General features: G+C 44.3%; 14 protein-coding genes. 4 read left to right on the top strand and 10 right to left on the bottom strand.

Going from position 1 to position 12,200, the window contains the following annotated elements; genetic code table 11:
* Positions 1–54: 54 nt before the first annotated feature.
* The 7 genes from traF to astE form a co-directional block, all read right to left on the bottom strand.
* Positions 55–1,332, bottom strand: coding sequence for a conjugal transfer protein TraF (gene traF, locus AABA11_RS03940; RefSeq protein WP_338265553.1), 1,278 nt, complete (start codon positions 1,330–1,332; stop codon positions 55–57).
* Between the two features lie 199 nt (positions 1,333–1,531).
* Positions 1,532–2,326: a 3-deoxy-manno-octulosonate cytidylyltransferase gene (gene kdsB / locus AABA11_RS03935; RefSeq protein WP_338265552.1), complete on the bottom strand. Its 795-nt coding sequence runs from the start codon at positions 2,324–2,326 to the stop codon at positions 1,532–1,534.
* The gene (locus AABA11_RS03930; protein WP_338265550.1) at positions 2,326–2,907 is read right to left on the bottom strand and encodes a KdsC family phosphatase; all 582 of its coding nucleotides are present in this window, start codon (positions 2,905–2,907) and stop codon (positions 2,326–2,328) included. The genes kdsB and AABA11_RS03930 overlap by 1 nt, the downstream gene beginning before the upstream one ends.
* Before the next feature lie 3 nt (positions 2,908–2,910).
* Positions 2,911–3,777, bottom strand: coding sequence for a 3-deoxy-8-phosphooctulonate synthase (gene kdsA, locus AABA11_RS03925; RefSeq protein ID WP_265728730.1), 867 nt, complete (start codon positions 3,775–3,777; stop codon positions 2,911–2,913).
* Between the two features lie 25 nt (positions 3,778–3,802).
* A complete protein-coding gene (locus tag AABA11_RS03920) occupies positions 3,803–4,777 on the bottom strand; it encodes a KpsF/GutQ family sugar-phosphate isomerase (RefSeq protein WP_338265548.1) in 975 nt (324 codons plus the stop codon).
* Between the two features lie 139 nt (positions 4,778–4,916).
* The gene (znuA, locus tag AABA11_RS03915; protein ID WP_338265545.1) at positions 4,917–5,891 is read right to left on the bottom strand and encodes a zinc ABC transporter substrate-binding protein ZnuA; all 975 of its coding nucleotides are present in this window, start codon (positions 5,889–5,891) and stop codon (positions 4,917–4,919) included.
* 130 nt (positions 5,892–6,021) lie between these two features.
* The gene (astE, locus tag AABA11_RS03910) at positions 6,022–7,038 is read right to left on the bottom strand and encodes a succinylglutamate desuccinylase (protein WP_338265542.1); all 1,017 of its coding nucleotides are present in this window, start codon (positions 7,036–7,038) and stop codon (positions 6,022–6,024) included.
* A gap of 216 nt (positions 7,039–7,254) precedes the next feature.
* Here astE and AABA11_RS03905 point away from each other — a divergent pair, with 216 nt between their 5' ends.
* From AABA11_RS03905 to hemE, 3 genes are all read left to right on the top strand, one after another.
* A complete protein-coding gene (locus AABA11_RS03905) occupies positions 7,255–7,791 on the top strand; it encodes an NUDIX hydrolase (RefSeq protein ID WP_265728727.1) in 537 nt (178 codons plus the stop codon).
* Between the two features lie 10 nt (positions 7,792–7,801).
* Positions 7,802–8,560: a DUF2927 domain-containing protein gene (locus AABA11_RS03900; protein WP_338265537.1), complete on the top strand. Its 759-nt coding sequence runs from the start codon at positions 7,802–7,804 to the stop codon at positions 8,558–8,560.
* Between the two features lie 165 nt (positions 8,561–8,725).
* Positions 8,726–9,826, top strand: coding sequence for a uroporphyrinogen decarboxylase (hemE, locus tag AABA11_RS03895; protein ID WP_265728725.1), 1,101 nt, complete (start codon positions 8,726–8,728; stop codon positions 9,824–9,826).
* A gap of 47 nt (positions 9,827–9,873) precedes the next feature.
* On the opposite strand, the gene AABA11_RS03890 is transcribed toward hemE, so the two are convergent.
* Entirely contained in the window at positions 9,874–10,242 is a 369-nt protein-coding gene (locus AABA11_RS03890) for a hypothetical protein (RefSeq protein WP_338265534.1), read from the bottom strand.
* Between the two features lie 140 nt (positions 10,243–10,382).
* Between AABA11_RS03890 and AABA11_RS03885 the strand changes: the two genes are divergently transcribed.
* Complete coding sequence (locus tag AABA11_RS03885; protein ID WP_110577288.1) at positions 10,383–10,721, top strand: P-II family nitrogen regulator; 339 nt, start codon at positions 10,383–10,385, stop codon at positions 10,719–10,721.
* Positions 10,722–10,778: 57 nt separating this feature from the next.
* Here AABA11_RS03885 and AABA11_RS03880 read toward each other — a convergent pair whose 3' ends face one another.
* Complete coding sequence (locus AABA11_RS03880) at positions 10,779–11,489, bottom strand: ABC transporter permease (protein WP_338265530.1); 711 nt, start codon at positions 11,487–11,489, stop codon at positions 10,779–10,781.
* 3 nt (positions 11,490–11,492) lie between these two features.
* Complete coding sequence (locus tag AABA11_RS03875; protein ID WP_265728722.1) at positions 11,493–12,182, bottom strand: ABC transporter permease; 690 nt, start codon at positions 12,180–12,182, stop codon at positions 11,493–11,495.
* Between the last annotated feature and the right edge of the window lie 18 nt (positions 12,183–12,200).

Genomic DNA, 12,200 nt, shown 5'->3' with positions numbered 1-12,200 from the left:
AAAAAGCCGAAACCTTGTTAGGTTATCGGCTTTTTTTATTAAATCTTTACACTTTTAGAATGCAGTGTCATAACCGATTGAGAAGTAACCGCCGCGAGGTAGCTCATCACCATCCTCATCTTCTACCGTATCCAGCGCTACAGCCAAATCGATATTTAAACGCTTAAACATCGTTAGACCAAGAGAAGCGTAGCTTAGCTCTGTACCTGCCATGTTTTGACGGTAGCCGATACGAATGCCTGGTAAGAAATGAGAATCACCGTAATAAGACAAGGACGCTGCTGCCCACTGGTATTCATCGCCCACCGCATCTTTTACGGCATTTGTATCGTAAGACATCCCCAGAGTAACTTGCTTGCCTCTAGTAGAAAAAGCCGCATCGATTGTAGTTTGCATTTCCATCACATACTTACCGCCTGAGGTCACTTTCCCTGCGGTAACCAGAGAAGAAGCTGCAGTACAGCTTTTTGTAATACAAGTTGTGTCCAATGACACCCCATCAAACTCTGGCTCGTTGACATTAGCAAAGGTCACACCCAGTTGATAGTAGTTGGATACCCACACAGCGCCTAGATCAATACCAAAACCGGTAGACTCTACTGCTTTGTCATCAATGGCATCCGAAATCGCATCCCCTGCGTCGGTATCATCATCATTCAAGGATACTAAAGCATGACCCATAGAAATATTATGCATGGTCGCTTTAATACCACCCACTAACATACCATGGGAGTTTTCCCACATGGATTGGCTGTAGCCTAAACCAATTGCCAAGTCCACTGCAGTTTTAGCATTAAAGGAAGCATCAGTATCTAATTCATTAGTACCGGGATCTACACTTACATCACTCGAAACCACATTCGCCTTAGCAACAGTGGAAATACTGGCATCCAAAACAAATGCGCCGTTATTATCTGTTTTATAAATCACAGGCATAAGAGGCACTTGCAAAGATGCAGACGTCTTCACATAAGCCGAATCACCAATATCAGCCAATATAGCTTCCACTCTCGTTTCATCAGCTGCAGCAGTTCCTGTAGTTGAATTGTCAATGATATCTTCAATTTTTTCAGCGCGATCCGATAAATCACTGACATCCCCCATCTCAATGCCGATACTCAATGGCCCTAAAATACCAAAGCGGAAATTATCGTCATCTTCTTGGTTGACCATGAGAAATGGTGCTGCTGGGTTAGCCAATGCAGTGGCCAAGGCGCGCTGATTTGGGGCGCTACTCAGGGTAAAGCTAGACCCAACAGGCTGATTTACTGGCATTGCCGCTAGTACAGCGGTACTGAATAAGCTGCTTGAAACGAGTATTAGTTTTTTCATGATTTAGTCCTTCGAAAACCGAAATGTAAGCAAATAGCAAAAAACAATCACCTTTGTATTAATTGTATACGCATTACTTACATTTTTCCTACCCTAAATGAGGTAGAAGGCCAAATTGTAAAAATAAAAAGCACAAAAAAACGACCTAATCAGTGACGATTGGTCGCTTTTATAATGCAGGCAAGATCTTTATAAAAAGCTACATGCAAGCCAAGGAAAGTTGGTGACGAAGTTTTTCCAAATCCTCAGGGGTATCCACTCCGTGAGTCGGTAAGCCCTCCGCCATTGCCACTTGGACTTTTATCCCTTGATGCAGGAAACGGAGCTGCTCCAGTTTTTCCCACCGTTCCATGGGTGACATTGGCAGATCTGCGTATCGAGCCAATAAACTAGCACGATACACATACAAGCCAATATGACGAAGCGCTGGAAAGTCTGCTGGCAACACGCCTATACGATCTGAGTTACTGGCAAAACCATCTCTGTCCCAAGGCATTGGTGAACGACTAAAATACAGCGCACGCTGCTTTTCGTCACAAATGACCTTCACCACGTTTGGGTTAAAAAAGTCTTCAAGCTGCTCTATAGAGCACGCGACGGTGGCCATTTCAGCATCCTGATCTCGGCTAAGCGCCATAACAGCCGAATGGATTAAATCGACTGGAAGAAACGGCTCGTCACCTTGTACGTTGACCACGATTTCATCGCTCTGCCACCCCATTTTTGCAGCGACTTCAGCAAGACGTTCTGTACCATTTTCATGGTCGTCGCGTGTCATCACAACCGTCGCACCAAACTTTAACGCGGCTTTTTGGATTATTTCATGATCCGTTGCCACGATAACCGACTGAGCGCCCGCTTTTAGTGCTAACTCATATACCCATTGCAATACTGGCTTACCACCTAAATCGGCCATCAGCTTTTGCGGAAATCGCTGAGAAGCGTAGCGAGCAGGGATTACGATGTGAAACTCAGGTAAAGATTGAATCATCATTATTTCTCAAACTCCGGTTTTTGAGCTAATTCGTACGCACTCTCCAAGGTCATGCGAGAAGCCAATACCATATCGGCAACTTCTCGAGCAACGCCTTCTCCAGCGGTTTTTTTGAGCGTAATCGAGCAGTGTCGCTGCACTAAAATATGTGCATCCGATGGGCACAATGCTAGCCCCACTTTAGGCATTACCTGAAGGTCTATCACATCGTCCCCCACATACGCCGTTTCGTCTGGTGCAATACCCAAGCGCTCAACCAACTCATCAAAGGCTTCGGCTTTGTTATGACAACCCGGATAAAAATGCTCTACTTTTAGTTCTTTCATCCGCTGCCTTAATGGTGCGGAATCCTTTGCGGTAATCACAGCGACCTGAATGCCCCACTTGGGCAGCAACTTCATTGCTACACCATCTTTTACATTGAAACGCTTTATGGTTTCTCCGTGCTCGGTGTAAAGCAAACGACCATCGGTTAGCACGCCATCCACATCAAACACCACCAGCTTCAAGGCCTGCAGTTTGACTAACAACGCTTGACCTTCATCTAGCGCCGGATAAGAAGAAAGAAAAGCCGCATCCATTTCTTAAACGCTCGTATCCAATGTTTCGAAGGTTTTTACCAGCTCATCAAGCTGCTTCATTTGCTTCAGGAATGGCGCTAATTTACCCAAAGGCAAAGCACATGGACCATCGCATTTAGCATTATCAGGATCTGGGTGCGTTTCTAAGAATAAGCTAGACAAACCAAGAGACATGCCTGCACGAGCCAATTCAGTGACTTGCGCACGACGGCCATCCGCAGAATCTTCACGACCGCCTGGACGCTGCAAAGAATGGGTGACGTCAAACATGACAGGGAAACCAAACTTCTTCATTTCCCCAAAACCTAGCATATCCACCACCAAGTTGTTGTAGCCCATCATGGTGCCACGTTCGCAGAGCATAAGGTTGTCATTCCCTGCTTCTTGGCATTTTGTCAGAATATGTTTCATTTCATGAGGCGCTAAAAACTGTGCTTTTTTAATGTTAATAACAGCCCCAGTTTTAGCCATAGCGATAACCAAATCGGTTTGACGAGAAAGGAACGCTGGCAATTGAATAACATCGGCGACTTCAGCAACAGGCGCACACTGATATTCTTCATGCACATCCGTGATCACAGGCACACCAAAGGTATCTTTGATCTCCTGTAAGATTTTCAAACCTTCTTCCATGCCAGGTCCACGGAAAGAGTTAATAGAAGAACGGTTTGCCTTATCAAAAGAGCCTTTAAACACATAAGGAATGCCCAACTCTTCCGTCACTTTTACATGTTCTTCTGCTACGCGCATGGCTAAGTCACGGGACTCTAATACGTTAACGCCACTGAATAAAACAAAGGGAAGGTGGTTCGCTACTTCGATTTTTTGACCAATTTTAATAACTTTTGACGCTTGTGACGTGTTTAACATGGTAACTCCGTTTTTTGAGTCTAAATTAGCGATCGTAAATTTCTAAGATTCCTGACACACGCAAGGCGTCATCCACCACCACTAACAAAGTAATTTTATCGCGCAACATTTGCTCTTCAGCCTGCACTATCATTACATTCTCATTGATGGTTTTTGGGTTAGCCGTCATCAGGCTAGCCATGGTTTTATGGATCATGCCTTCACTTTCTTTGAGCATAGCTCGACGCAAATCACCGTCGGTAAAAATCCCTAATAACTTGCCAGCATCCTGAACTAAGACAACCCCCATTCGCCCTTGGGTCATGACCGAAATGGCATCTTTCAAGGTGGTTTCTGGGGCACAAACAGGCAAATTATCTTTGTGCATTAAATCTTTAACACGCGTTAATAACTTACGGCCTAGGCTGCCACCAGGATGAAATCGAGCAAAGTCCTGAGGTTGAAAGTCTCGACATTCCATCAAAGCCACGGCCAATGCATCGCCCATTGCTGTCGTCATGGTGGTTGAGGTGGTGGGAGCCAAATTGTTCGGGCAGGTCTCTCTGTCTACGGAAATATCCAAAACACAATCACAATGTTTTGCTAACGTAGAATCCATGTTGCCCACTAAAGCAATACTTGGGTTACCAAAGCTTTTTAGAGAAGGAAGCAACCGCATTAACTCTTCCGTTTCTCCAGAGTAGCTGATGAGCACCAAGGTGTCTTCTGCTTGAATCATCCCTAAGTCGCCATGAAACGCTTCACCAGGATGAAGAAAAAAACTCGGTGTGCCAGTAGAAGCCAGTGTGGCCGCAATTTTTTTGCCAATTAAACCGGATTTCCCCATGCCACAGATAACAGTGCGGCCTTTGCTAGACAGTATCATACGCACCGCTTTGGGGAATTCATCAGTGACGCGATTGGCCAAACTGGCTAGCGCTTGCGCTTGTGTTGACAAGGTTTGTCGAGCACTTGCAATAAGAACATCGGAGTGAACACTCGATAGGGATGAATCGCTCATAAAGCCTCTTTGCTCTGTAATCCACATAAAGTGGCATTATTATACAGAGGACAAGGCAAGTCGCCTACTAAAGAGCAAATTTCCATGGCACTCTTTGGTAGGCGAGATGGTAGTAGGCAAGTTGTGCTGATGGGAAACGTTAGCCTAAGCAGCTCAAAAATTGGCCACTCAAACTGTCTAAAAATGACAAGTATGCATTGGTTCCCATTTTCACTTGAGCACCCAATGGATCTAAAGGCGTGGTGTTAACATCAGTTCCGTCCAGTAACGTTTTTACAATGGCTGGACTGAATTGTGGCTCACTAAACACACACTGCACATTGTGTTCCTCAATCTCATGTCGAATCTCCGCCACTTTCTTTGCGCCTGGTTTGCGCTCAGGGCTCACGGTAATTTCACCGGCATGACTCAATCCGTAATGCTGCTCAAAATAGCTATAACCGTCATGAAATACGATATAAGGAACACTGTTAACCTTATTCAACGCGCTGCGAATTTCAGCGTCTTTCGCACTCAAACCCTTCTCAAAAGACGCAAGATTGCCGTTGTAATACTCAGCATTCGCAGCGTCTAGAGATACTAAACGAGCTGTCACTGCTTTTGCCAACACTCTCGCGTTATCAGGAGATAACCAAACATGCGGATCGACACCATCATGATGGTGACCTTCATGCTCATCATGATCACCATGCGCTTCGTGATCATGATCTTCGTGTGCTTCATGGTCGTCGTGATGACCTTCTTCTGCTTCGCCTTCATCATCATGATGATGTTCTTTAGCAAAGTTATGCAACGACATGCCCTCTAAAGCCAGCCACTCAATGGACGAGTTTTCTTTACCTGCATTTTCAAGTGGCTTTTCTAAAAAGCGCTCTAAAGACTCCCCAACCCAAACGACAACATCTGCATTTAAGATTTTTTTCAGATCAGAAGGGCGCATTGCAAAATCATGAGGCGATGCGGTACTGGAAACAATTTGCTGTATCTCTGCTTTGTCTCCTGCGATTGCGGCGACAACCATTGAAACAGGCTTAATGCTGGTGGTTATGATAGGTTTTGCTAACGCAATGGGAGACAAGGCTGAAACGCCAAGCGCAAAGAGAAGTTTATTCATTATTAAATACCATCAAATAAATGTTATAACGTAACAATACGATATAAAAAAAAGAGATTCAAGCCATTTTGCTCAAATCTCTTTGCTTAACAAAACGTAAAACACCGTCAAACTGCGTGTATGCCTAGGCTTAACCCAGCTTTAAAGCACTTGGATCAATCAGACGAACCATCAATCCGGCGCGTTGACCAATAGGTAGATTCGTATTAGGGAAGACAATAGCATCACCCGATTGCTCAATATGGTAGTCACTTTTGTTAGAGTGCGCTAACCGATAGCCAGCCTCAAACTGCGTGAAATTGCGAACGTCATCAGCAATATTCAACACATAACTATCATCGTCTTTTATCAGGCTATCCAGAACACGAAACACGTTCATTGAAGACCACTCGCTTTGCGCCAAAACTCCCTGTTCAAAAAGCACAATCAGACTTTGCTTGAGATCCGCAAAACGGGTCAAATCGTTTTCTCCAAAAGGAAACACCTTCCCAAGCTCAACGGTAAAAGCATGAGCACCATGAACAGCGTGACTGTAATAGGAAAACGTCGTTGTTGGTTGATGCGACAACAATACGGCGTCAATACCGCTTGCGGCCAAAAATCCCAATTGTTCTTGGTTGTAAATGCCATCTTTAACAAAAGGGTACACGACAAATTTCTCATGCACAGAACCTCGAATGGCAGTATGAAGGTCATAATGCAGTTTCATTTGCTGTGCGTCGTTCGCTACTGGAGCAAAAAAATCTTCTATGGCTTTTTCTAACCGTGCCGCTCTTTTCGATTCAAAGCCATCATACTGCTGCCAAGCCCCATTGAATAAGCGATTCAAGTTAACCTCACAAAAACGCTTGCCCACGTTAGCCGCCACAGGGTTTCCGATCAGTATTAACAATCTAACATTGAGCGATACACGCCCATCTAAAATAGACGTCACCAATTGATTCACCAGTTCAATAGGCCCCGTTTCATTTCCATGAATCCCTACTGAGACAACCAAGTTCACAGTGCTTGGAACATTTGGCTCTAGACGTAAAATCCCCGTATCTTCAACAAACGCATCACCTTGAGGAAACGTAAATTGAAACGGCACCAGCGCATCTTGGTTCGCTAATGTTAAGGCCAAAAAATCATTGTTCAACATGGTCATTTTCTCTCGCCGAATTGCGCCTAAAATAAATATTTATCATACCGTTTTTGCATCCACATTTAGGCAGATTTTATCAAGCTGTACACAAAACATAAAAACAGGTCGCTTTCTTTACATCGAACGCCTTTTTTAAATACCTTAGAAACCTTTTCTTTCAGATAAAATGCCGATACCCTTTCGGTTTATACCGTATTCACCGTCACATTGAGTATTTTTATGCCTGACATTGAGGAAGTCATTATCTTGGTTGATAAAAGCAACAAGATTATTGGCGACATCCCACGACGACTAATGAACTTTGGTAAAGACTACCATCGTGTCACCTATATTCTGGTCTTTAACACAAAGGGCAATCTACTCGTCCAAAAACGAACCGATGACAAAGCCTTTTGTCCTGGGTATTTCGGTGTTAGCACAGGTGGCGTCGTTGAAAAAGGCGAATCTTATATCGATTCTGCGCATCGAGAACTGCAGGAAGAACTTGGGTTTGACGCTCCTCTTGAAAGCCAAGGCGTATTTCTAACTGAGGGAGAAGGCTTTAAAATTTGGGGGAAAATCTTTACCTGCCATTATGATGAAAAAGCGCACGGTGCACTCACACTTCAGCCTAAAGAAGTCGCTTCCGTCCATGAGATGAGCATCGATTCCATCTTAAAAAACCCAGACAACCTATTGTTCACGCCTGACTCGTTAAGCGCATTGCAGCATTATGCCGACCAGCTAACCCAACCCCAGCCCGATGATCCGCTTTAACGCGTTTTGGGTGCTCGTTTTTTGTGTCTCTTCCCTCAGTTTTGGAGAGGAAAGATGGCAGAATGATGCGTATATTCAAGACAGCTTTATCAAAATTGCCTTGGAACGCGAATACAAAGAAACCAAATTCCCAAAGCTCATACGCTGGACTCAGCCAATAAAGCTCTTTTTCGAAAGTGACAGCGGCGACGCCAGCCTACAAAAAGAACTGCTCAGTGTTCACGCTCAGCACCTGTCTCACATTACAGGGGTGCCCATTAATTTTACGAATGACCCTAAGCGCGCCAATATTTTTGTTATCTTCACCGATTATGACAATGTTGAAAACAAAGTCAGGCAATACATAGGTGACCCTGAAAAAATCCGCACTGCATTAAACGAAGCCATTTGTCTGGGAAACTTTAGACGCAATGGCCGTTACGAAATCACAAAAGGCAGCATTATTATTCCGGTTGACTATGCTCGTAGAAAAGCACGTTTCTTAGATTGTATTGTCGAAGAAATCACCCAATTAATGGGGCTTCCAAACGACTCCAACGACGTATTTCCTTCCGTGTTCAATGATGTCAGTGTTGATACCTATTTAAGCCCTTTAGATTATATCTTACTCAAGGCGTTGTACTCTTCTCATCTCAAGCCTGGCATGAATGTCGAACAAACAAAAGCCGCATTTAACAATGTACTAAAAGAATTACATGCCAATAAAGACATAGAAAATGCCGCGCAACGCGTACAACAATACAGTCTAAAAACCTACTTGGGCGACTAGTCTGACAGACAAAATCGCCTTTCTATAGCGATAATAAAAGTCTGCCATAGATCAATATTATTGGTCTTTTAAGCGCCCTTCTCATAAATTGTTTTTATTCACTCTGCTTTTCCTTCCCAAGTTAGGTAAAATGCGCCAACTGAAAATTCACACCGGAGAGTCCTAATGTTCCCTGAGCTAAAAAATGATCGCTTTTTGCGCGCATTACTCAAACAACCTGTCGATACTACCCCTGTATGGATGATGAGACAGGCTGGACGCTATCTTCCTGAATACCGAGCAAGTCGCGCTACGGCAGGAGATTTTTTAAGCCTTTGCAAAAACGATTCATTCGCCTGTGAAGTCACACTACAACCACTCAAACGCTATGATCTTGACGCGGCGATTTTATTCTCTGACATCTTAACCATTCCAGATGCAATGGGGTTGGGTCTGTACTTTGAAACAGGAGAAGGCCCAAAATTCAAACACACTATTCGAAATCAAGCGGACGTCGATGCCATCCCCGTTACCACCGCCAATGATCTAGACTATGTGATGAAGGCGGTTACCACTATTCGCCATGCGTTAAACGGAGACGTTCCTCTGATCGGTTTTTCTGGAAGTCCATGGACACTCGCGACCTACATGGTCGAAGGTGGATCAAGCAAAGACTTCCGCCACATCAAAGCCATGATGTACCGCTCACCAGAAACCCTACATGCTCTACTAAGCAAAATCGCCAAATCTGTTACGGCATACTTGAATGGCCAGATTTTAGCCGGTGCCCAAGCACTGCAAATTTTTGACACATGGGGCGGCGTATTAAGTGGTCCGATGTATCAGCAGTTTTCTTTGCTGTACATGAAACAAATCCTTGATGGCCTAATCCGTGAACACGAAGGTAAAAAAATCCCTGTGATTCTTTTCACGAAAAATGGCGGTCAATGGCTTGAAAACATGGCGGCAACAGGAGCCGATGCATTAGGCCTAGACTGGACCACCGACATCGCGGAGGCGAGAGCTCGCGTTGGAGACAGCGTTGCATTACAAGGCAACATCGACCCTTGCGTACTCTACGCTGGAAAGGACGTCATCGAACGTGAAGTTGAAAATGTTTTATCAGGCTTTGGGACTGGCAGTGGGCATGTGTTTAATCTTGGTCATGGCATCCATCAGTTCGTGAACCCAGATCACCCTAAGTATTTGATCGACGCGGTTCATGATTTAGGTCGCAAATACCATGAACCAAAATACGACGACTTAGATGCACTCAACGGCCTTTAAATCACATTAATGGGGCACGGATCTAGGGTCTTTTAATAGACTCTAGATCAGGCAACCAAGGCTTCAAACTCATTAATACACAGCTTTTCTGCACTTTTTGTTTGCTTAATCCAGGCCCCATCGGAAGCCATAATCAAGCAATCAAACGCCTCATTCACATAACAGCAAACATGGTCAACGCCACGCCGATCAAGCCAAGACAGCCGCCCAAGCAGACGCCCATTTGTTAATGGAATCAACACCAAGCGCAATTGCAAACACAGATTTAAATCCACGGTTTGATAGCATGCAAGGCTCTGGGGCGCTGATACGCTCGCCAAATGCACTCCCTCTTTTCGGAACAATAAAGCGGCCAGATCCGAAAAAAAAACGTCGGATTTTGCTCTAAAATGCTCGCTTGATGTTGTTCTTTTCATTTCAAGCTCTCCTATTTAGATCAACAGATAGGGGGTATATTTTTGTTAAATATAGATCATACACATCGATCTTGTGGCGACTTTTTCAATAGAGTGGTATTTTTAGATGAATTAATGCTTTATTCGTATGGAGAGACAAAATGAAATTAATTACGGCCATTGTTAAGCCTTTTAAACTTGATGAGGTGCGCGAAGCACTTTCAGAAATTGGGATTAACGGCATTACCGTCACCGAAGTGAAGGGTTTTGGGCGCCAACGTGGCCATACTGAGCTTTACCGCGGAGCAGAGTATGTGGTCGATTTCTTACCAAAAGTAAAACTGGAACTTGCCGTAGAAACAGACCAAGTTGAACGCGCCATTGAAGCGATTCAGCACAGTGCAAACACCGGCAAAATCGGCGACGGCAAAATTTTTGTTACTGCTTTAGAGCAAATCATCCGTATTCGTACTGGTGAAACCGGCGCGGAAGCAATTTAGCGTCATGCGAATACAAAAAAAGAGGCATTAGCCTCTTTTTTTGTACCTAACATTCTCTCAGCCTTTATCTGGCACCTTGATAGACAAGGTTCCCAAATAACGGTTTTGACGCAATTCAATTTGACGAAAAATCGCAATAATCACGATACTAATCACCAAATAAATCGCCCCTGCCGCTAAGAAAATTTCCATTGGCGTATACGTTCTAGCAATAATGGTTCGCGCCATACCGGTCAAATCCAAAATAGTGATGGTACTGGCCAAAGCACTGCCTTTTAGCATCAAAATAATTTCATTGCCGTAAGCCGGTAACACGATACCAAAAGCGCGAGGCAATAAAATGCGACGATACATTTGGTACTTGGTCATTCCAACTACCTTACAAGCTTCAACCTCACCTTGCGGGATAGCCTGAATCGCCCCACGAAAAATCTCGGCGGTGTATGCAGAAGTATTCAATGTGAAAGCGATAATGGCACACCAAAACGGCTCTCTAAGAATAGGCCACAAAATACTTTCACGCACTGCATCAAATTGAGATGCGCCGTAGTACACCAAAAATATTTGCACTAGCAATGGCGTACCGCGAAAGAAAAAGATGTATGCAAAAGGCACTGCTCTCACCCAAGCAACGGGAGAGATTCTTGCCAAGGCAATAGGCAATGCAAAGATACCGCCCAATACAATGGATATAACCACTAATTGAAGGCTAACCCAAGTTCCCTGTAATAAGCGGGGAAAATATTCAACGACGACTGAAAAATCCATACATTATCCCCTTGTTAATCCACGACTGGCGCGTTTTTCCATATAGGAAACAAACGCCATAGAGATAATGGTTAAAGCCAGATACATGAAAGCGGCCACCAAATAAAACAAAAACGCTTGTTTAGTGCTACTTACCGCAATATTCGCCTTGCGCATAATATCATCCAGCCCTACCACCGAAACCAGCGCCGTATCCTTCAGTAACACCAAAAACAAATTTCCAAGCCCAGGCAAAGCGATGCGCCATACCTGAGGTAAAATAATACGATAAAATTTTCTAACAGGGCCCATTCCTAATGCAATCGCGGCTTCATGCTGCCCCTTAGGAATGGACTGTAACGCCCCACGAAATACTTCAGTGGCGTACGCGCCAAATGTTAGGCCCAATGCCGTCACACCAGCAGCGAATGCACCAACCTCAATGTATTCGTCATACCCAAACACACTCGCAATGGCCATCAAAACACTGGTGGCACCAAAATAAATAATAAGAACCGTTAGAAGCTCAGGAATACCACGAATAATGGTTGTATAACCATTTGCAATCCATCGAAGTACGCGAATAGAGGATAATTTGGCAGACGCACCTAGCAGTCCTAAAATCAAACCGACGAACAGCGAAGACAGCGCTAGCTCTAAGGTAATAACAGCCCCTTGTAGCAGCTGATCACCGAACCCATGAAGATCGATCATAGTTGTTTCTCAGAGTAA

It is taken from the genome of Marinomonas pontica, assembly GCF_036322735.1.
Taxonomy (GTDB): Bacteria; Pseudomonadota; Gammaproteobacteria; order Pseudomonadales; family Marinomonadaceae; genus Marinomonas; species Marinomonas pontica.
Note: the sequence above shows the minus strand (reverse complement) of the source record. Positions and strands in the feature narration are given on the sequence as shown.

Excerpts from the sequence above, each read along its gene's own strand:
- AABA11_RS03930 (WP_338265550.1), bottom strand. The coding sequence starts at position 2,907 with ATGGATGCGGCTTTTCTTTCTTCTTATCCGGCGCTAGATGAAGGTCAA.
- AABA11_RS03885 (WP_110577288.1), top strand. The coding sequence starts at position 10,383 with ATGAAATTAATTACGGCCATTGTTAAGCCTTTTAAACTTGATGAGGTG.
- AABA11_RS03880 (WP_338265530.1), bottom strand. The coding sequence starts at position 11,489 with ATGGATTTTTCAGTCGTCGTTGAATATTTTCCCCGCTTATTACAGGGA.
- znuA (WP_338265545.1), bottom strand. The coding sequence starts at position 5,891 with ATGAATAAACTTCTCTTTGCGCTTGGCGTTTCAGCCTTGTCTCCCATT.
- AABA11_RS03890 (WP_338265534.1), bottom strand. The coding sequence starts at position 10,242 with ATGAAAAGAACAACATCAAGCGAGCATTTTAGAGCAAAATCCGACGTT.
- AABA11_RS03905 (WP_265728727.1), top strand. The coding sequence starts at position 7,255 with ATGCCTGACATTGAGGAAGTCATTATCTTGGTTGATAAAAGCAACAAG.
- AABA11_RS03920 (WP_338265548.1), bottom strand. The coding sequence starts at position 4,777 with ATGAGCGATTCATCCCTATCGAGTGTTCACTCCGATGTTCTTATTGCA.
- hemE (WP_265728725.1), top strand. The coding sequence starts at position 8,726 with ATGTTCCCTGAGCTAAAAAATGATCGCTTTTTGCGCGCATTACTCAAA.
- astE (WP_338265542.1), bottom strand. The coding sequence starts at position 7,038 with ATGACCATGTTGAACAATGATTTTTTGGCCTTAACATTAGCGAACCAA.
- AABA11_RS03875 (WP_265728722.1), bottom strand. The coding sequence starts at position 12,182 with ATGATCGATCTTCATGGGTTCGGTGATCAGCTGCTACAAGGGGCTGTT.
- kdsA (WP_265728730.1), bottom strand. The coding sequence starts at position 3,777 with ATGTTAAACACGTCACAAGCGTCAAAAGTTATTAAAATTGGTCAAAAA.
- kdsB (WP_338265552.1), bottom strand. The coding sequence starts at position 2,326 with ATGATGATTCAATCTTTACCTGAGTTTCACATCGTAATCCCTGCTCGC.
- traF (WP_338265553.1), bottom strand. The coding sequence starts at position 1,332 with ATGAAAAAACTAATACTCGTTTCAAGCAGCTTATTCAGTACCGCTGTA.